This window comes from Xanthomonas arboricola pv. juglandis (assembly GCF_001013475.1).
GTDB classification, from domain to species: domain Bacteria; phylum Pseudomonadota; class Gammaproteobacteria; order Xanthomonadales; family Xanthomonadaceae; genus Xanthomonas; species Xanthomonas arboricola.
Map to the genome: position 1 here is coordinate 216377 of NZ_JZEF01000003.1, position 20552 is coordinate 236928.

The following is a 20552-nucleotide window of genomic DNA, read 5'->3' on the forward strand; positions in this document are numbered from 1 at the left end:
CGCGCGCTGCGCCGCGCTCAGATGTCCTCGTGGATGCCGCATTCGCGCTTCAACCCGAAGAAGCGCGTGTCCTCCTCGCGCATGCCCGGTTCCCAGCGGCGTGTGGTGTGGAAGTCGCCGATGGACACGTAGCCTTGTTCCCATAGCGGGTGATAGGGCAGGTCGTGCGCCTGCAGGTATTGCCACACGTCACGGTCGGTCCAGTCGGCGATCGGGCTGACCTTGTAGCGCTCACCGCGCTTTTGCACGATCGACGTCTGTGCGCGGCCACCGGACTGGCTGCGGCGCAGGCCGGTGAACCAGGTGCCTACGTTGAGCTCGTCCAACGCGCGGCGCATCGGTTCGACCTTGCGCAGGTTGTTGTACTGGTCGATGCCGACCATGCCCTGTTCCCACAGGCGGCCGTGGCGCGCTTCCATCCAGGCACGGCTGACCAGCGGGCGGTACACCTTGAGGTTGAGCTTGAGCCGGTCGGCCAGCGCGTCGGCAAACCGGTAGGTTTCCGGGAACAGGTAGCCGGTATCGATCAGGATCACCGGAATGTCCGGGCGCTGTTGGGTGAGCAGATGCAGCGTGACCGCCGACTGCGCGCCGAAGCTGGACGACAGTGCCGCCTCCTGCGGGCCGTGTTGCAGTGCCCAGGCCACGCGCTCGTCGGCGCGCAGACCTTCCAGTTGCGCGTTGAGCGCGTCCAGGTCGTCCAGCGCGGACGCAGTGATCGATGCAGCGGGCAGCGCGGTCATGCGAGCAATTCCAGGTCGAGGTGACGGTGTGTGGGGTAGGGCGGCAGCGCGATCAGGCCGCTGCGATGCAGGAAATCGCCGAAGCCTTCGTCTCCGGCCTGATCGCGTTCGGCCGCATAGCGCGCCAGCAGCGGTTCCAGTGCGGCGAGAATGTCCGCTTCGGTGATGTTTTCGCGGTACAGCGTGTTCAGGCGCTGGCCGCGGCGGTCGCCGCCCAGCATCAGGTTGTAGCGGCCGGGTGCCTTGCCCACCAACGCGATCTCGGCCAGATACGGGCGCGAGCAGCCATTCGGGCAGCCGGACAGGCGCAGCACGATCGGGGTGTCGGCCAGTCCGTGTTGCTCCAGCACCGGCTGCAGGGCCGCGCTGAAATCGGGCAGGTAGCGTTCGGCCTCGGCCATCGCCAGGCCGCAGGTCGGCAGCGACACGCAGGCCATTGCGCCGCGTGCCAGCGCGGTGGGCGCGCGATTGCCGGCATCCAGGCTGTATTGCGCGACCAGGGCATCGACGCGCGCACGCTCGCTGGCCAGCACGCCGGCGATGACCAGGTTCTGGTTGGGCGTCATGCGGAACTGGCCGACGTTCAATTGCGCAATCGCCCGCAGGCCGCTCAGGTGCGCAGCGGTGTCGGTATCGGCAATGCGCCCGGCAGGCAGGGCCAGGGTCAGATGCGACAGACCATCGTCGCCCTCGACCCAGCCGTAGCGGTCGCCGTTGTGCTCGAACGCGAACTGCCTGGCGGGTTGCAACGCAAAGCCAGCACGACGTTCGATCTCAGCCACGATGGTGTCCAGGCCGTGATCGTCGATGGTGTACTTGAAGCGCGCGCGCTTGCGCACCGCACGGTTGCCGAAGTCGCGCTGGGTGGTGACCACGGCGGTGGCCACCTCCAGCAACTGATCGCGGGTGACAAACCCGACGACATTGGCCACGCGCGGCCAGGTTTCCGCATCGCCATGGCTGGCGCCCATGCCGCCGCCGATGCTGACGTTGTAGCCGAGCAACTCGCCGTTGTGCAGGATCGCGATGAAGCCCAGGTCGTTGGCGAACACGTCCACATCGTTGAGCGGCGGTGCGGCGAAACCGATCTTGAACTTGCGCGGCAGGTAACGGTCGCCGTAGATCGGCTCTTCTTCGTTGCCGGAGCCTGACACGCGCTCTTCGTCCAGCCAGATCTCGTAATACGCACGGGTGTTGGGCAACAGATGCTCGGACACCCGCGCGGCATCGGCATACAGCGTGGCATGCGCCTGCGACAGCAGCGGATTGGCCGCGACCTGCACATTGCGATTGACATCGCCACAGGCGGCCAGCGTATCGATCAAGGTGGCGTTGATCGCCTGCATGGTCGCCTTGAGTTCGCGCTTGATCACGCCATGGAACTGGAACGCCTGGCGCGTGGTGATGCGCAGCGAATGATTGGCGTACCGCGTGGCGATGCCATCCAGCGCCAGCCACTGCGTGGGCGAGATCACTCCACCCGGCGTACGGGTGCGGATCATGAACTGGTACGCCGGTTCGAGCTTCTGCCGACGCCGCTCATCGCGGATGTCGCGATCGTCCTGCTGATAGCTGCCGTGGTACTTGATCAGGGTCTGATCGTCCTCGCGCAACGCACCGGTCACCGCATCGGCCAGGCTCTGTTCCAGCGACCCGCGCAGACGGCGACTTTCGGATTTGATGTCTTCGACGGAGTGAGTCATGGGAATCGGGAGTCGGGAATGGGGAATCGAAAAAAGCGGCTTGGTCTGCCAGGAAAGGTCAGTTGCGGGCTGTTCCGATTCCCGATTCCCCCATCCCGATTCCCAGCACTAATAGACATCACGCGCATACCGCCCCTCCACCTGCAACTGGGTGAGATACGCCGCGGCGGCTTCTGCATCCACGGCGCCGTGGGTGGCGACGATGTCGAGCAGGGCGGCGTGCACGTCCTTGCCCATGCCGATCGCCCCGCACACGTACAGATGCGCACCGCCTTGCAGCCAGGCGTAGACCTCGGCGCCGCGCGCGCGCAGGCGATGCTGCACGTAGATCTTTTCGGCCTGGTCGCGCGAGAACGCGACTTCCAGCGCGTGCAGTTCGCCGCGCTGCAAGGCCTGCTGCCACTCGGCCTGATACAGGAAATCGGTATTGAAATGCTGGGCGCCGAAGAACAGCCAGTTGCGGCCCTTGGCGCCGGTTTCGGCGCGCTCCTGCACAAAGCCGCGGAACGGCGCCACGCCGGTGCCCGGGCCGATCATCAGGATGTCGCGATCGGTATCGGCCGGCAGCCGGAAGCGCGCGTTCGGCTCGATGTAGACCGGTGCGGTGTCGCCTTCGCGCAATGCGGCCAGAAAGCCGCTGGCCGAGCCCAGGTGCGCATGCCCGTGCGCCTGGTAGGTGAGTTCGTGCACCACCAGGTGCACTTCCTCGCCTACGCGCTTGCGGCTGGAGGCGATCGAGTACAGGCGTGGGGTGAGCGGACGCAGCGCGGCCAGCAGGCCGGCATGGTCCCAATCCGCCGGCCAGCGTCGCAGCACGTCGATCAGCTGGTGATCGGCAAGCAATGACGCCAGGCCGGCGGTCTGGGTCGGGGTGAGCAGCGCTTGCAGCTCGTCGGCGCGCGCACGCTCGGCATGGGCGGCCAGCAGCGGCCGCGACAGCTTGGTCAGTTCGCGCCGGGTGGCCAGCCACTCGTGCAGGGCCAGAGTCTCTTCGCCGACGGTGACCGCGGCATGACCATCCAGGCGCAGCGTTTCGAGCACCGCATCCACCAGCGCAGGCGGATTGCGATGGCGGATGCCCAGCGCATCGCCGGGCTCGTAGCTCAGCCCGCTGCCTTCCAGCGAAAATTCCAGATGGCGCACGCGCTTGCTCGGCAGGGCGTAGACGCGGAACTGCGGGCCCTTGAAGTCGCGCCCGCTGACGATCTGGTTGGCCAGCAATTCGGCAGGGAAGGGCTGCTGATGCGACCAGGCCGGTGCGGCTGCACTGCTGCGCAACGGCGTGATGGTGGCCGATGGCGGGCCGCTCCTGAGCTGCTCGCGTGCATGCTTGAGCGCCTGCGTGCGCCAGGGCGCAGCGACGCTGTCGATATCCAGGTCGGCTTCGCCACGCGGCTGTACGCGGCTGCCGCCAAGTTCGGTCAGACGGTCGTCGATGCGGCGTGCGATGCCGCAGAAATCCGCGTAACTGGAGTCGCCCAGGCCGAGCACCGCGTATTTGAGCTCGGGCAGCTTGGGCGCGCGGCGGCTGGCCAGGAATTCCACCAGCCCGATCGCGTCGTCCGGCGGGTCGCCTTCGCCCTGGGTGCTGATGACCACGTAGAGCAGTCGCTCGCTGGCCAGCTCGCGGGTGGGGTACTGATCGGCACGCAGCAGACGCACGCTCAGGCCGGCGGCCTCGGCCTCGGCTGCCAGCTGCTCGGCCTCCCGGCGTGCATTGCCGGTCTGGCTGCCGTACAGCACGGTCAGGCGCTGGGCTTCCTGTGCCGGCGCGTGCGGCTGGCCGCCCGGCAACACCGCCAGCGAGCGCGGCGGCTGGCCTTGTGCCAGCCCGGCGGTGTAGCCGGACAGCCACCACAGCGATGCGGCATCCAGGCCGTCGACCAACCGTTCCAGCAGCGCCTTGCGCTCGTCGGGCAAGGGGCTGGGCGGTAGCGCGGAACTGGCGGCGGTCATTCGGATCCAGGGCGGTTGATGAGACCAGTGATGTTAGGGAAGCGTTGCCGCGGCCAGAAAGGATGAGCCGTTATCGCGTTATGCCGGCCGCTTATTTGGGTGCGGGCGGCCCGCGCTACACACTGCGGCGCCTTGCCCTACCATCGGCTGGTCTGCCCGCCGACGCCCACGACACCCTGATGACTCTGCTGCCCCTGTCACACCTGGATCGGCTCGAGGCCGAAAGCATCCACATCCTGCGCGAGGTCGCCGCCGAATTCCGGGCCCCGGTGATGCTGTATTCGGTGGGCAAGGACAGCTCGGTGCTGCTGCATCTGCTGCTCAAGGCGTTCGCGCCGTCGCCGCCACCGGTCCCGCTGCTGCATGTGGACACGCGCTGGAAGTTCGGCGAGATGATCGCCTTCCGCAACCGCCGCGCGGCCGAGACCGGCGTGGACCTGCGCGTGCACATCAACCCCGACGGCATCGCCCAGGACGTCGGCCCGATCAGCCACGGCGCGGCGGTGCATACCGACATCATGAAGACCCAGGGCCTGAAGCAGGCGCTGGAGCAGGGCGGCTTCGACGCGGCGATCGGCGGGGCGCGCCGCGACGAGGAGAAATCGCGGGCCAAGGAGCGCGTGTTCTCGTTCCGTAACGCGCGTCATCGCTGGGACCCCAAGAACCAGCGCCCGGAGTTGTGGAATCTGTACAACGCGCGCACCAAACCCGGCGAAAGCGTACGCGTGTTTCCGCTGTCCAACTGGACCGAGCTGGATATCTGGCTGTACATCTACCGCGAGCGGATACCGGTGGTGCCGCTGTATTTCGCTGCGCCGCGCCCGGTGGTGGAGCGCGACGGCGCCTGGATCATGGTCGACGACGACCGCCTGCCATTAAACGACGGCGAGACACCGCAACTGCGCTCGGTGCGCTTCCGCACGCTGGGCTGCTATCCGCTCACCGGCGCGATCGAATCGACCGCAGACACGCTGGAAGCGGTGATCGCCGAAATGCTGGTCAGCACCAGCTCCGAACGCCAGGGCCGCATGATCGATCATGCGCCGGGTGCGTCGATGGAGCAGAAGAAGCTTGAGGGGTATTTTTGATGGGCAGGGAATCGGGATTCGGGATTGGGGATTCGCAACAGCAGTTTGCTGCAGACGTTACGACGGAGGAGGGCGCCTTTGCGATTCCCGATTCCCCACTCCCGATTCCCAGCGCGATCAGCGCCTACCTGCATCAACACGAAGCCAAGCCGCTGCTGCGCTTCATCACCTGCGGCAGCGTGGACGATGGCAAGAGCACCTTGATCGGGCGCTTGCTGTACGACAGCAAGCGCCTGTTCGACGATCAGCTTGCCGCGCTGGAGAGCGATAGCCGGCGGCATGGCACGCAGGGCGAGGGTATCGACTATGCGTTGTTGATGGATGGGCTGGCCGCCGAGCGCGAGCAGGGCATCACCATCGATGTGGCGTACCGCTATTTCGATACCGACCAGCGCAAGTTCATCGTCGCCGACTGCCCCGGGCATGAGCAGTACACGCGCAACATGGCCACCGGCGCTTCCACTGCCGATGTTGCGGTGGTACTGGTGGATGCGCGCAAGGGCTTGCTGGCGCAGACGCGCCGGCACAGTTACATCGTGTCGCTGCTGGGCATCGGCCATGTGGTGCTGGCGGTCAACAAGATGGACCTGGTGGACTACGACGCGCAGGTCTTCGCCGACATCGCCGAGGGCTACCGCGCGCTGGCCGCGCAGCTGGGCATCGCCGATGTGCAGTGCATTCCGCTGTCGGCACTGGCTGGCGAAAATCTGTCCAGCCCATCGGCACGGATGCCGTGGTACCGCGGCCCGCATCTGCTGCAGCATCTCGACACCGTGCACGTGGAGACGCCGGAAGCCGGCAGCGGCTTCCGCTTGCCGGTGCAGTGGGTCAATCGCCCCCATCAGCACTTCCGTGGCTACGCCGGCACCATCGCCGCCGGGCAGGTGCGGGTGGGCGATGCCGTGGTGGTGGTGCCGTCCGGGCGCCGCACGCAGGTGGCATCGGTGCTGGATGCCAACGGCGAGGTGGACAGCGCACGCGCCGGCCAGGCGGTCACGCTGACCTTGCGCGAGGAGATCGATATCAGCCGCGGCGACATCATTGCCGCCGTCGACGACCCGCCGGAAGTGGCCGACCAGTTCGCCGCGCATCTGCTGTGGATGGACGATGCCGCCTTGCTGCCGGGGCGCCCGTACTGGCTCAAGATCGGTACGCGCACGGTCACTGCGAGCATCAGCGAGATCAAGCACAAGGTCGATGTGAACACGCAGGAGCGGCTGGCTGCCAAGCGGCTGGAGCTCAATGAGGTGGGCTACTGCAATCTGGCGCTGGACGAGCCGATCGCGTTCTCGCCGTACGCGCGCAACCGCGTGCTGGGTGGCTTCATCCTGATCGACCGGCAGAGCAATGCGACCGTGGCCGCCGGCACGCTGGAGTTTGCGCTACGCCGCGCCGGCAACGTGCACTGGCAGCATCTGGACGTGGACCGCGCCGCCCGCGCGCGCATCAAGGGCCAGACCCCGCGCGTGCTGTGGTTCACCGGCCTGTCGGGCGCGGGCAAGTCCACGGTCGCCAACCTGGTCGACAAGCGCCTGCATGCGCTGGGCTATCACACCTTCATCCTGGACGGCGACAACGTGCGCCACGGGCTCAACCGCGATCTGGGCTTCACCGACGAAGACCGCGTGGAGAACATTCGCCGCGTGGCCGAGGTGGCGCGGCTGATGGCCGATGCCGGCCTGATCGTGCTGGTGAGCTTCATCTCGCCGTTTCGCGCAGAGCGGCAACTGGCGCGCGAGCGTTTCGACGCCGGGGAATTCGTCGAGGTGTTCGTGGACGTGCCGCTGGCGGTCGCCGAGGCGCGCGATGTGAAGGGGCTGTACCGCAAGGCGCGGGCTGGGCAGATTCCCAACTTCACCGGCATCGATTCGCCCTACGAGGCGCCGGAGGCGCCGGAGGTCCATCTTCACGCCGATGGTGAGAACGTAGAGGCGCTGGCGCGTCATGTGCTCGAGTTTCTCGGGCTGGAACGCTGAGCGGGGCTGACAGGACATAGCGGCAGGCGTCAGGTGGGTGTGGGCAACGCGAAGCCGTCATGCATGAATGCGTGCATGCAGCGGCCGAGCGGTGGCCGCGTCCGTCCGGCAGCCACGCCGCCGTGTCGGTGGCTGCGCTGGCCAGTGCATCGCGCCGACGACAGCAAGGGTCTTTGGTCATGGTGCAAAGCACGCCCTTTCTGTCAACTCCATGGCGGCTAGGTCGTTAAACTTTCGACGTACCCTGCCAGGATGTTCCGATGCTTGTTCGACCCAGCGCGCGTTTCAGCGCAGTGCTCATGTTGGCCGTCGCGCTGGCCGGCTGCAGCCGTCAGGCCGCCGCGCCGGCCGCCGCCAAGCCCATCCCGGTCTCTGTGCAGGCGGTGACCACCCAGCCCTGGAACTCGACCGTGCAGTCGATCGCTACCGTGCGCGCGCGCGAATCGGTGGCACTGACTGCGGCGGTGAGCGATGTGGTGGAGCAGGTCAATTTCGACAGTGGCGACGAGGTCAAGGCCGGGCAACTGCTGCTGCGGCTGCGCGGCAATTCGCAGCAGGCGGCGCTGACGGCCGCCCAGGCCACCTTCGAGGAAACCGACCAGTTGTATCGACGCCAGTTGAGTCTGGTTGGCCAGCAGCTGGTCGCCAAATCCACCGTCGATACGCAACGCGCCTTGCGCGATGCGGCGCAGGCGCGCGTGCAGCAGATGCGCGCGGAGATCACCGACCGCGAGGTGCGTGCGCCGTTTTCCGGCGTACTCGGCATCCGCCAGATCAGCCCGGGCTCGTTGATCACCTCCAGCACGGTGATCGCCACGCTGGACGATGTGGCGCGCATGTACGTGGACTTCCAGGTACCGGAGTCGCAGTTCGGCCTGGTACAGCTCGGCAATACCGTCAATGGCAGCGCAGCGGCGTATCCGGGCGAACAGTTCGAAGGCGTGGTGGCGGCGATCGATTCGCGCATCGACGAGACCACCCGCTCGGTGACGGTGCGGGCGGATTTCCCCAACGGCGATCGCCGGCTGCGCCCGGGCATGTTGCTGGAAGTGCGGCTGTTCCAGCCGGCGCGACAGGCGGTGGTGATCCCGGAGATTGCGGTGGTGCAGGTGGGGCGCGAATCCTACGTGTTCCGGGTCAAGCCCGACAGCAGCGTGGAGCGCGCCGATGTGCGCCTGGGCGAGCGCCGCGACGGCAGGGTGGAAATTCTCGAGGGAGTCAAGGCCGGTGAGCGCATCGTGGTGGACGGCACCGGCAAGTTGCGTCCGGGCCTGACGGTGGTCGATCAGGCCGCGTCTGCATCTGCCGCGCGCCCGCAGGCAGCACGATGAAACTCTCCGACCTGTCCATTACCCGCCCGGTGATGGCGGTGGTGATGAGCCTGCTGCTGATCGTGCTGGGGGTGATGTCGTTCACCCGGCTCACGCTGCGCGAGTTGCCGGCGATCGATCCGCCGATCGTCTCGGTGGATGTGGAATACACCGGCGCGTCGGCGGCGGTGGTGGAAAGCCGCATCACCCAGGTGCTGGAAGACGCACTGGCCGGTATCGAAGGGATCGAGACCATCGAGGCGCGCAGCCGCAATGGCTCTTCCGATATCAGTATCGAATTCGTGCAGTCGCGCGATGTGGAGGCGGCCGCCAACGATGTGCGCGATGCGGTCAGCCGCGTCTCCGATCGCATGCCGGACCAGGCGCGCCCGCCGGAGATCTCCAAGGTCGAGGCCGACGCCGACCCCATCCTGTGGCTCAACATGAGCTCCAGCACGATGGACACGTTACAGCTGTCCGACTACGCCGAGCGCTACGTGGTCGACCGCTTCTCCAGCCTGGACGGCGTGGCGCAGGTGCGTATCGGCGGACGTCAGCGCTATGCGATGCGCATCTGGCTGGACCGCGATCAGCTGGCCGCGCGCGAACTCACCGTGGCCGATGTGGAAGCGGCGCTGCAGAACGAGAACGTGGAGCTGCCGGCCGGCAGCATCGAATCAGCGCAGCGCGATTTCACCTTGCGCGTGGAGCGCAGTTATCTCAAGCCCGAGGACTTCGCCAAGCTGCCGCTCAGCAAGGGCGAGGGCGGCTATGTGGTGCGCCTGGGCGACGTGGCCAGGGTCGAGCTGACCTCGGCCGAGCGCCGCGCCTATTTCCAGAGCAACGGCGTACCCAACGTGGGCCTTGGCATCGTGCGCAACTCCACCGCCAATGCGCTGGACGTTGCTCGTGAGGCGCGCGCGCAGGCCGAGGAGGTGCAGAAGTCGCTGCCGCAGGGCACCAACATCTTCGTCGCCTTCGACACCACGACGTTTATCGATGCGGCGGTGGAGCGCGTGTACCACACGCTGATCGAAGCGGTGGTGCTGGTGCTGGTGGTGATCTGGGTGTTTCTGGGCAGCGCACGTGCGGCGCTGATTCCTGCGGTGACGGTGCCGGTGTGCCTGATCGCTGCGTTCATCGCGCTGTACGCGTTCGATTTTTCGATCAACCTGCTGACCCTGCTCGCGCTGGTGCTGTGTATCGGTCTGGTGGTGGACGATGCCATCGTGGTGGTGGAGAACATCCAGCGCCGCATCGACCTGGGCGAGCCGCCACTGGTGGCCGCCAAGCGCGGCACCGGCCAGGTCGCCTTCGCGGTGATCGCCACCACCGCGGTGCTGGTGGCGGTGTTCCTGCCGGTGGGCTTTCTGGAAGGCAATACCGGGCGCCTGTTCCGCGAGCTGGCGGTGGCATTGGCCGCGGCGGTGGCGATCTCGGCCTTCGTGGCGCTGACGCTGACGCCGATGATGTCGTCCAAGCTGTTGCGCTCGCACGGGCAGGCCAGGCCCAATCGCTTCCATCGCTGGTTCGATGGCCGCATGCAGGCGGTGTCCGCTGCGTACGGGCGCTCGCTGGAGCGGCATGTGCATCGCACCTGGATCTTCGCGCTGCTGATGCTGTTGGCACTTGGAGCCAGCGCGTGGTTGATGGGCCGGATTCCCTCCGAGCTGGCGCCGGCCGAGGACCGCGGCAATTTCCAGATCATGATCGACGGACCCGAAGGCGCCGGCTTCGATTACACCGTGGGGCAGATGCATCAGGTCGAGGCGATCCTCGGCCCCTACGTGGGCCCGGACAAGCCCATCGTGCGGGCCAACCCGCGCGTGCCCGGCGGCTTCGGCAGCAGCGAGGAAATGCATACAGGCCGGGTCAGCGTGTTCCTGCAGGACTGGGAAAAACGCACGCGCCCGACCACCGAGGTGGCCGACGAACTGCAGCAGAAGCTCAATGTGCTCAGCGGCGTGCGCGCACGCACGCAGGTGAGCGGCGGCCTGGTGCGCAGCCGCGGCCAGCCGTTCCAACTGGTGCTGGGCGGGCCGGATTATGCGGAGATCGCACAGTGGCGCGATCGCATCCTGCAGCGCATGGAAGCCAATCCCGGCCTGGTCGGCCCGGACTCGGACTACAAGGAAACCCGCCCGCAGATGCGCGTCAACATCGACCGCCTGCGTGCGGCCGATCTGGGCGTGCCGGTGACCGCGATCGGTGGCGCGCTGGAGGCGATGATGGGCTCGCGCCGTGTGACCACGTTCGTGGACAACGGGGAGGAATACGACGTGATGCTGCAGGCCGGCCGCGAAGGCCGCATGGCGCCGGAAGACCTCACTGCCATCCGCGTGCGTTCCACGCGTGGCGAGCTGATTCCGCTGTCCAACCTGGTCACGCTCAGCGAAGTGGCCGAGGCCGGCACCTTGAATCGCTTCAACCGCCTGCGTGCGATCACCATCAGTGCCGGCCTGGCACCGGGCTACCCGCTCGGCGATGCGATCGCCTGGGCGCAGCAGACCGCACGCGAGGAATTGCCCGAGTACGCGCAGGTGGACTGGAAGGGCGAATCGCGCGAGTACCAGCAGTCCGGCAGCGCGGTGCTGCTGACCTTCGGCATGGCCTTGCTGGTGGTGTACCTGGTGCTGGCCGCGCAGTTCGAAAGCTTCGCCCATCCGCTGGTGATCATGCTGACGGTGCCGTTGGCGGTGCTGGGTGCGCTGGTCGGGTTGTGGGTCACCGGCGGCACGCTCAACCTGTTCAGTCAGATCGGCATCGTGATGCTGGTGGGGCTGGCGGCCAAGAACGGCATCCTGATCGTGGAGTTCGCCAATCAGTTGCGCGACGAAGGCCGCAGCGTGCATGAGGCGATCGTGGAATCGGCATCGGTGCGCCTGCGTCCGATCCTGATGACCTCGATCGCCACCGTGGTCGGCGCGATTCCGCTGGTGGTGGCTGGCGGGCCCGGCTCGGCCAGCCGCGCCACGATCGGTGTGGTGGTGATCTTCGGCGTGTCGCTGTCCACCTTGCTGTCGCTGTACGTGGTGCCTGCGTTCTACAGCCTGATTGCGCCATTCACCAAGTCGCCCGAAGCGGTGGCACGCGAGCTGGAAACCCTGGAGGCGCAGACGCCGTCGGTAGGCGGTCACGCCTGAGTGATACCGGCAGCGGTGCGCTGCTGCCGGTGGTCGACGACGCGGGGATGCTGCTGCATCGGCGTCGATCGCTGCGTTTGCATTTGACTGCATCGCAAACAAAACCCAAACATCGGGGTGCAGGCTGTGTCTATCGAACGTGACAGCGCCAGGCCGCGTCATCGATGCAGTGACGCGGCGCAGCCCGGTGTCTTCTTGCCGGGAGCGTCTTCGCCACCGCCTGCAGCACTGCCGCGTGATCGAACCGGACGCCGCAATCCAGCCCAGGAGTGCATGCGATGCAGACGCTGCCTTTCGTCAATGACGACCCATCCACGCTGCGGTTTGCGCAGGGGCAGGCTGCGCAGATGCAGTGCCCGCATTGCGGTGCATCGCGCGTGGGCGATGTCGCTGCGCTCTGGGCACGCGCTGCGACACCGGGAACAGGGCAACCGCCCGACGCCACTGCAGTAGCGTCCGTGCAGACGGCCACGCACCGGCAACGCTCGGTCGAACCGGCACGCCGCATCGCGCCACTGCAGTGCCCGATCCTGCGCGCAGCCCTGCTCGGCAGCATTGCGCTGGTGCTGCTGGTGGTGGACATGTTCGTGCTGTGGCCGCTGCCGTGATGCGCGCTGGCGGGCGGCTGCGCCGAGGCGGGCGGGGCGTCTGCGCCCCACGCATTGGCCACGCAATGACTAAGGTCACATGACAGTCATGGCCTGCTGTGGTCGACTTCGGCGGTTACCCTGCCCGGAATCGCCAATGCGTCGTCTTGCCTGCCTGCTTGCTCCCTCCCTCCTTGCGCTGTGCTGCGGCACCGCGCTGGCGCAGTCCTCCGGCGAGCCGGTGCCCAATGGCCGCCTGCCGACCTGGGCGGTGCCCGAGCGCTACAGCCTGTCGTTCAAGATCGATCCGGACCAGAGCGAGTTCAGCGGCCGCACCAGCATCCGCGTGCAGCTCAAGCAGGCCTCCGATCACCTCTGGCTGCACGGCAAGGAACTGAAGGTCAGCAAGGTCACGGTCAAGCCCGTCAAGGGCAAGGCGCTGACCGCACGCTACGTGCAAGCCGATGCGCAGGCCGGTGTGGTGCGCCTGGATTTCGGCCGCACGCTGCAGCCGCAGACGCTCACCGTCGACATCGTCTACAGCGCGCCGCTCAATCAGCAGCTGCAGGGCCTGTATCAGGTGAAGTACCAGGGCCAGGCCTATGCGATGACGCAGATGGAGCCGATCAGCGCGCGCTACGCGTTCCCCGGTTTCGACGAACCCGCATTCAAGACTCCGTTCGACCTCAGCCTGACCGTGCCCACCGACGACCAGGCGCTGGCCAACACCATCGCCACCTCGACCAAGCCGGCCGGCAAGGGCTGGAAGACGGTGACCTTCGCTCCGACCGTGCCGCTGCCGACCTATCTGGTCGCCTACGCCGCCGGCCCATGGGATGTGGTGGACGTGCCGGCCATGCCGGCCACCCCGCAGCGCCCCAACCCGACCCCGCTGCGCGGCATCGCCGCCAAGGGCCAGGGCCCGCGCATCACCCCGGCGCTGGACCAGACCCCGGCGATCATTGCCGCGCTGGAGGACTATTACGCCTTCGGTTATCCGTTCGACAAACTCGATCTGGTCGCCGCCCCGGACTTCAGCGCCGGTGCGATGGAAAACCCCGGGTTTGTCACCTTCCGCGACTGGCTGCTGTTGCTGGACAAGGACTCGCCGGCCGAGAACGTGCAGCGCTCCTTCAACACCAATGCGCATGAGCTGGCCCACCAGTGGACCGGCGATGCCGTCACCATGGAGTGGTGGGACGACCTGTGGTTGAACGAGGCGTTCGCCACCTGGATGCAGCAGAAGATCACCATGCAGCTGCACCCGGAATACCGCGCCAATCTGGACCGCATCGGCGGCGCGCAGCATGCGATGGACAACGACAGCCTGGTCAGCGCGCGCAAGATCCGCCAGCCGATCACCGGCAACGGCGATATCGAGACCGCCTTCGACGGCATCACCTACCAGAAGGGTGCGGCGGTGCTGGCGATGTTCGAGGCTTTCGTCGGCGAAGACGTGTTCCGCCAGGGCATGCGCGCCTACATCGCCAAGCACAAGTTCGGCAGCGCCACCGCCGACGATCTGGTCGATGCGATCGCTGATGCCGCCGGCAAGGGTGAGGAGTTCAAGGCCGCCTTCCGCAGCTTCCTCAATCAGCCGGGCGTGCCGTATCTGCAGACCCAGCTTGCCCGCGAAGGCGGCAAGACCGTGGTCAAGCTGCAGCAGCAACGCTATCTGCCGCTGGGTTCCACCGGCTCCACCGCGCAGCAATGGGGCGTGCCGGTGTGCGTCAAGTACGGCAAGGGCAAGAACCAGGTCGGCACTGCCTGCCAGATGCTCGCAGACGGCAGCGGCAGCGTCGTGCTGGACGGTGCCGGCAAGAACACCTGGGTGTTCCCTAACGCGCGTGGCGCCGGCTACTACCGTTTCAGCCTGCCCAAGAAGCAGCTGGCTGAACTGGGCAAGCAGGTCGGCCAGCTCGACGACAACGAACAGCTGGCCTATGCCGATGCGATCGATGCGGCCTACCGCCACGGCGATACCGACGGCGAGGCCGTGCTGGCAGCGCTCAAGCAGTTGGCGCCGTCCGAATCGGCCGATGTGTCCACGGCGCTGCTGAACCGCTTCGTGTGGATCTGGCGCTACCAGGCCACCAGCCAGGCCCAGCGCGACGTACTGCGTAAGGCCGCCGAACAGGCGTATCTGCCGCGTCTACGTCAGCTGGGTTACACGCGGCGTAGCGGCGAGTCGATCGACGACACCAGCCTGCGCTCGGCGCTGGCCGGGCTGTTCGCGCTGCGCCTGCAGAATGCGGAGGTGCGCAAGGCACTGCTGGCGCAGGGCGATGCGGTCCTGGCCGGCGGCAATGGTGCGCTGGACTTCTCCAAAGCCAATCCGGATCTGCTCGGCACCGCACTGGCGGTGACCGCGCAGGAGCGCGGCGCACCGGCGGTGCAGAGCCTGATCGATGCATTGCGCACGCATGCCGACCCGGCGCAGCGCAACGCCATGATCGCCGCCCTGGGCACGCTGCAGGACCCGGCGCTGCTCAAGCAGGTACGTGATTTCGCGCTGACCGATGCGATCAAGGTGGGCGAGATGAAGAGCCTGCTGATGCGCGGTCATAGTTACGAGGCCTCGCATGCGTCGATGTGGCCGTGGTTCACCGCCAACTTCGACCGTATCGTGCAGCGCAGTGGTTCGTTCGACGGCGGTGGATTGCCGGCGCTGGGTGCGTCCGGCGGTTGCAGCGTGGAAGAAGCCGACCGCCTGGATGCGTTCTTCAAGCCGCGCCTGGCCACGCTCAGCGGCGCCGACCGCGGCATGGCGCAGACCGGCGAGACCATCCGTCTGTGCGCCGCGCTCAAGCAGGCGCAAACCGCCAAGCGCTGAGCCGCGGCCTGCGGCCCGGGTGTGCGGTATCGGCAGTGGCGATACCGCGCATATCGGAGCAGCTGACAAGACGACAGCGTGCACCGCCAGGCGCGCGCCCACTGTCCCGAATCGGCATGTGCCACGCGCGCACTGCGGTTCTGGGCGCGCCGTCCGCAACCATTTGGCGCCTGCTCGCCAGGTGTCATCAGCCATTAGAGGGCCGAAGCGATGGACGAATCACTGACACTCAACGGAGACGGTTTCGTGCTGCGTCGCTGGCGCCAGGACGACCTGGACGCCTTGCTGCGGCATGCCAACGACCCGCTGGTGCCGCGTGGATTGAGCGAGCGCTTCCCGCATCCGTATACGCGCGCCGATGGCGAGGCCTTCCTGGCCGGACGCGTGGTCGACCTGCAGCATCCGGTGCTGGCCATCGAGATCGACGGCCAGGCCTGCGGCACGATCGCGGTGCGTCCGGGGCAGGGCGAGCGACGCTTTTCGGGCGAGCTGGGCTACTGGATCGGCAGTGCGTACTGGGGCCGTGGCTGGATGACGCGCATCGTGGGCGCGTACGTGCCCTGGGCAATGCAGACCTTGCCGCTCTATCGCGTCCAGGCCACCGTGCTCGACACTAACCCGGCATCGGCCAGAGTGCTGCTGCGCAATGGCTTCGTCGAAGAGGGCTGCAGCCGCTGCGCGATCATGCGGCCGGATGGGCTGCACGATTTGCGCGTGTTCGCGCGGGTGGAGTTGCCGGCCGATCTGGACTGATCCCGGCCACGTGCGCTGGCGAACGCGTTGGCCAAGCGCATTTGCACGCGGCGGGTTGGCGCAGATCCGTCACCGGCATCGGCACCGGTCCCGCGTGTCCTGCATAGCGTCAACGTCAACCCGATTCACCCGAGCTGCAGGGCCTCGAAGGCCGCGCGTCGGCTACCTCGTATACGGCTCGTTGCGCCAGTGGCTTACCATCGTCGCCAATGCGTTTGCACCGCCGGCTGTGCCGGCCTGCAGGATGACGAACACCGCTGGTGGCGGAAGGGGCGATTCGGTCCCCGCAGCGCCGGCAAGTAACACGAACCCTGGATACGACGATGACACAGCATGATGGACGGGGCGGACGACCGCCGCGCGATGGCGGCAGCTCCGGCGCCTCGCACAATCCTTGGGGCCGCGCCGCGCCGCGCACACCGGCAGCGCGCTCGCCGGCACAGCAGACGCCAACGGCTTACACGCCTGCTGCTGCGCAGTCCGCGGCTTCGTCGTCCGGCGGCAACGCGCGCGAGCTGCGGCTGTACGGCATCAACGCAGTGCAGGCCGTGTTCAAGGCGCGCCCGGAGGCGGTACGCAAGCTGTATCTGAGCGAGACGCGCATTCCGCAGTTCAAGGCCTTGCTGGCTTGGTGCGTGGCCCAGCGCATCGGTTACCGCGTGGTCGAGGAAGCCGATCTCAGCAAGCTCGCCGCCAGCACCCATCACGAGGGCGTGGTGGCCGATGTGCTGCGCGTCGCCCCGCAGCCGTTGCAGGACTGGCTGGCCGCGTTGCCGCAGGGACCGGTGCTGGCGCTGTGGCTGGATGGCGTGGGCAACCCGCACAACTTCGGCGCGATCCTGCGCTCGTCCGCGCACTTCGGGGTGGCCGGCCTGCTGCTGCCTGCCGGCTCCACGCTGGGTCTGTCCGGTGCAGCCGCGCGCGTGGCCGAAGGTGGCGCCGAAGCGGTGCCGCTGGTGCAACTGCCCGACACCGCGACGGCGATGGCGCAGCTGCGTCAGGCCGGTTTCGCAGTGGCGGCCACGCTGGTGGAGGGCGGGCAGGACGTGTTCGCCGCCGCGCTGCCGCAGCGGCTGGTGTATGTGATGGGCGCGGAGAGCGAGGGCATGGACCGCCAGTTCGCGCGCGATTGCGACCTGCAGTTGTCGATCCGCGGCAGCGGCAAGGTGGAAAGCCTCAACGTGGCCTCGGCCACCGCCGTGTTCCAGGCCGCCTGGCGTGCCCGCGCGTTGGGTGGAGAGTCGTGATGCGCCTGTGTGCCGGTCTGCTTGCCGCCGCTTGTGCGTTGAGCGTCAGCGCGCATGCTGCAGCGGCCTCCACGCCTGCCGCACCGCCTCAGGTGCGCACTGATCACGGCCTGGTGCGCGGGCAGTGGCAGGACGACGGCAGTGCGGTGTTTCGCGCGATTCCGTTTGCCGCGCCACCGCTGGGTGCGTTGCGTTGGCAGCCGCCGCAACCGGCCGCTGCCTGGTCGGACGTGCGCGATGCCACCCGGGCCGCCACCCCGTGCGTGCAACCGGCGCTGGGCTGGAACGACGCCATGGCCCGCCGCGGTACGGAAGATTGTCTTTACGTCGAAGTGCAGACGCCAGCGCTGCAGCCGGCCAAGCCGCTGCCGGTGTTCGTCTGGATCCACGGCGGCGCCAATGTGGCCGGCGGCGCCGATGGCCATCTGCCGACTAACCTGGTCGCACAGGACATGCTGGTGGTGACGCTGCAGTACCGGCTCGGTGCGCTCGGCTTCCTGTCGCTGCCGGAATTGCGCGATGGCGACCATCAAGCCGCCGGCAACTATGCCTTGCTCGATCAGATCGCCGCGTTGCAGTGGGTGCGCGACAATATCGCGCAGTTCGGTGGCGACCCTGCGCGGGTCACCATCGCCGGACAGTCGGCCGGTGGCCAGGATGTCGGCTTGCTGATGCTCAGCCCGCTGGCACGCGGCCTGTTTTCGGCGGCGATCGAGCAGAGCGGCACTGCCGGGTTCGGATTGCCGGCGCGTTCGCTGGAAGACAATCGCGCGCTGGGTGTGGAGATCGCCAAGCGTGCAGGTATCGACGACCCCGCCACGCGTCTGGCGCAGCTGCGCGCGCTGCCGGTGGAGCAGCTGATCAAGGCCGGGCAGGATGTCGACGTGCCGGCACTGGATGACGATGGCTACATCTGGCTGCAGGCGGTCGTTGATGGGCGCGTGCTGCCGCGTGCGCCGGCCGCGTTGCTGGCCGACGGCGCGCAGGCCAAGGTGCCGCTGTTGATCGGCTATGTGGTGCAGGAGCTGGAATACGGCGGCAAACAGGGTGCGCAGGCGCGGCTGCGTCGCGACTATCCGGCGCAGGCCGATGCCGTGCTGCAGGCGCAACGCACGCATGCGGCGCAGCGTGCCGCACGGCAGGGCGATGCAGCGATGCAGCTGTCCACCGATCTGACCTTCCGTTGCCCGGCAGTGACTGTGGCCCAGCATCAGGCCGCGCTCGGCGTGCCGGTGTGGCATTACGTGTTCGATACCGCCGCACCGGGCGGGCAGGTCACGCATAGCGCCGAGCTGCCGTTCCTGTTCAAGGGTCTGCCGATCGGCCAGCCGCCGGTGAGTCTGCAGCGCTATTGGGCCGCGTTCGTGCAGCGTGGCAATCCCAACACCAAGGGCTTGCCGGCCTGGCCTGCATTTGCGCCCAAGCATGCGGCACTGCAGTTCGACGCCAGTGGCGTGCGCCCGCTCAAGGATGCACGCCCGGCGGTGTGCGCAGGCGTGGACCTGCCGTAATCGATCGCGCGTACCGCCACGGTACGCGCGATTGACTCAATGCAACTCAATTAACTCAGCGTGCGCAGCCCGGCCCGCCAAAGTAGAAGCCGCCGTTCTGCATTTCCGGCGACAGCGTGGTGCGGGTGACCCCTGCGCCCAACGCATACGGATAGGTGTAACCGGCCATCGCCAGCGTGTAGCAGGACGGCTGCTCCACATTCAGGCTCGACAGGCGCTGCGCGGGATGGGTGGCCATCGCCGCATCGCGATAGAAGTGGTTGGCCTGGAAGGCGGCCTGGCGATAGCCTGCGTTGGCAAATCGGCCACTGCCCATCGGTGCGCTGGGGCGACCATCCCAGGTCGAAATTTCGCCGCCCGCAGAGATGAAGATGTTCGCGCTGCCCTCGGCAATATCGCCCGCGTAAAGCTCGGATTTGTAGTAGCCGATCCATTCGCCATTCAAACCGAACCACCAGTAGCCGTCGGCATTGCGCTGGAACTCCACATGCAGCATTGCCTGCTTGCCGCCTGCGGTGCTGAAGCCACCGGCCGGTGCTGCACCAAGCACGTTGGCAGTGCTGGTCTGCACGAAGTCGGTGCAATCCAGGTTGTGGCAACCGGTGGTGATGTAGCCATCCTGGGTGGAGTAGATAAACAGGATCGGCCGCGTGCCCCAACCGGCCCCGGGCTGTGTCTGCCAACCGGCTTCCAGCGTCTGGATCACGCCCTGGCGGGTGTAACCACCCAGCCAGATCTGGCTGATCGATTGCCCATCGTTGGCGGTGACGGTCGGCACCCAGGTGTTGAGATCGGCGCCGGCACCGGTCACCGGCGAGCCGGCGGTGTCCAGGTAGATGGTGGAGTAGTAATGCACCACCGATGCCGCCTCCTGCGCCGCCGGCGCGGCATCCGCCTGCCTGGGCGCAATCACGCTAGGGGTGGTGCCACGCAGAAAGCTGCGCAGATCCGCATGCTTGCTGATCTCGGCCAGGCCGATGCGTTCTAGCGGCACGCTGCCTGTGTCGCACCGTTGCACCGTATCGATCGGCATGACGGTGCCGATGTTGCCCGAGGTGGCGGGCGGCGCCGCCGGCGCGCTGCCATCGCGCAGTGCCGGCTGCTGCTCACGCGGAATGCAGTCGAACACCTTGCCGTCCTGGTGCACGCTGCGCAGCACCGTCAGGCCGTTGTAACGGTTGAACACATAGCGCTGCATTTCGGCGAACGCGCTGGGGCTGCTGACCTTGGCCGTGGCACCACGCGTGGCGTAACCGAGCTGCGCCTGCGCATCCAGAAACTTCTTGAAGTCACGCGTGACCTGCGGAAATGCACGCGATGCCTGCAGCGACGTACGCAGCGTATCGCGCCGCACGGCTGCGATGCTTGCGGTGGCAGGTGTTCGCAGCAGCGGTGGCATCAGTGTGTCGATGCTGCGGTCGCTGCTGGCCGAGATCGATGGCGGTAGCAGCGTGGCGGCGCCAACGGCGGGAGCCAGTGCACAAACGCAGAGCGCAGCAATGGCGCGGCCGATCGACATCGGCCGATGAGAACGGAAGATCATGTGTTTTCCCCTGGCGCCGGAACGGAACTGCCTGCACGCGGCGCATCATGCAGGACAGCGCCTTCAGTCTGCAGTGGCATCCGGGCTTGGCTAGCCGGCGCATGCCTGCTTTGAAGGCGTGCGCATCCTAACTGCCTAAAAAACAAATGGATCGGCAGA

Annotated in this window: 13 protein-coding genes and 1 other RNA gene; 10 read left to right on the forward strand and 4 right to left on the reverse strand. The window is 67.2% G+C overall.

What is annotated here, in order from left to right:
• Positions 1-17 precede the first annotated feature (17 nt).
• The 3 genes from XARJCFBP2528_RS11750 to XARJCFBP2528_RS11760 form a co-directional block, all read right to left on the reverse strand.
• Entirely contained in the window at positions 18-743 is a 726-nt protein-coding gene (locus tag XARJCFBP2528_RS11750) for a phosphoadenylyl-sulfate reductase (RefSeq protein ID WP_016903594.1), read from the reverse strand.
• Complete coding sequence (gene cysI, locus XARJCFBP2528_RS11755) at positions 740-2446, reverse strand: assimilatory sulfite reductase (NADPH) hemoprotein subunit (RefSeq protein ID WP_016903595.1); 1707 nt, start codon at positions 2444-2446, stop codon at positions 740-742. The genes XARJCFBP2528_RS11750 and cysI overlap by 4 nt, the downstream gene beginning before the upstream one ends.
• 108 nt (positions 2447-2554) lie before the next feature.
• Entirely contained in the window at positions 2555-4402 is a 1848-nt protein-coding gene (locus tag XARJCFBP2528_RS11760) for an assimilatory sulfite reductase (NADPH) flavoprotein subunit (protein WP_016903596.1), read from the reverse strand.
• 179 nt (positions 4403-4581) lie between these two features.
• Between XARJCFBP2528_RS11760 and cysD the strand changes: the two genes are divergently transcribed.
• From cysD to XARJCFBP2528_RS11805, 10 genes are all read left to right on the forward strand, one after another.
• Positions 4582-5490: a sulfate adenylyltransferase subunit CysD gene (cysD, locus tag XARJCFBP2528_RS11765; protein ID WP_026064600.1), complete on the forward strand. Its 909-nt coding sequence runs from the start codon at positions 4582-4584 to the stop codon at positions 5488-5490.
• A complete protein-coding gene (cysN, locus tag XARJCFBP2528_RS11770) occupies positions 5490-7466 on the forward strand; it encodes a sulfate adenylyltransferase subunit CysN (protein ID WP_016903598.1) in 1977 nt (658 codons plus the stop codon). Before cysD ends, cysN begins: the two co-directional genes overlap by 1 nt.
• Positions 7467-7726: 260 nt before the next feature.
• Entirely contained in the window at positions 7727-8797 is a 1071-nt protein-coding gene (locus XARJCFBP2528_RS11775) for an efflux RND transporter periplasmic adaptor subunit (RefSeq protein WP_026064601.1), read from the forward strand.
• Positions 8794-11919 (forward strand): efflux RND transporter permease subunit, encoded by a 3126-nt coding sequence (locus XARJCFBP2528_RS11780; protein ID WP_016903600.1) that lies wholly within the window; start codon positions 8794-8796, stop codon positions 11917-11919. The genes XARJCFBP2528_RS11775 and XARJCFBP2528_RS11780 overlap by 4 nt, the downstream gene beginning before the upstream one ends.
• Before the next feature lie 278 nt (positions 11920-12197).
• Positions 12198-12527 carry a hypothetical protein gene (locus tag XARJCFBP2528_RS11785; protein ID WP_016903601.1) on the forward strand — a complete coding sequence of 110 codons (330 nt, stop codon included), beginning with the start codon at positions 12198-12200 and terminating at the stop codon, positions 12525-12527.
• 136 nt (positions 12528-12663) lie between these two features.
• The gene (locus XARJCFBP2528_RS11790) at positions 12664-15339 is read left to right on the forward strand and encodes a M1 family metallopeptidase (RefSeq protein ID WP_016904163.1); all 2676 of its coding nucleotides are present in this window, start codon (positions 12664-12666) and stop codon (positions 15337-15339) included.
• Between the two features lie 116 nt (positions 15340-15455).
• Positions 15456-15532: non-coding RNA, sX9 sRNA (locus tag XARJCFBP2528_RS22480), on the forward strand.
• A 17-nt stretch (positions 15533-15549) separates the two neighbouring features.
• Positions 15550-16092 carry a GNAT family N-acetyltransferase gene (locus XARJCFBP2528_RS11795; RefSeq protein WP_016904162.1) on the forward strand — a complete coding sequence of 181 codons (543 nt, stop codon included), beginning with the start codon at positions 15550-15552 and terminating at the stop codon, positions 16090-16092.
• A 323-nt stretch (positions 16093-16415) separates the two neighbouring features.
• Entirely contained in the window at positions 16416-17339 is a 924-nt protein-coding gene (locus XARJCFBP2528_RS11800; protein WP_016904161.1) for a TrmH family RNA methyltransferase, read from the forward strand.
• Complete coding sequence (locus XARJCFBP2528_RS11805) at positions 17336-18850, forward strand: carboxylesterase/lipase family protein (RefSeq protein WP_026064738.1); 1515 nt, start codon at positions 17336-17338, stop codon at positions 18848-18850. Before XARJCFBP2528_RS11800 ends, XARJCFBP2528_RS11805 begins: the two co-directional genes overlap by 4 nt.
• A 55-nt stretch (positions 18851-18905) precedes the next feature.
• Here the strand turns inward: XARJCFBP2528_RS11805 and XARJCFBP2528_RS11810 are convergent, their stop codons facing one another.
• Positions 18906-20393 carry a neprosin family prolyl endopeptidase gene (locus tag XARJCFBP2528_RS11810; RefSeq protein WP_157789093.1) on the reverse strand — a complete coding sequence of 496 codons (1488 nt, stop codon included), beginning with the start codon at positions 20391-20393 and terminating at the stop codon, positions 18906-18908.
• Positions 20394-20552: the final 159 nt, after the last annotated feature.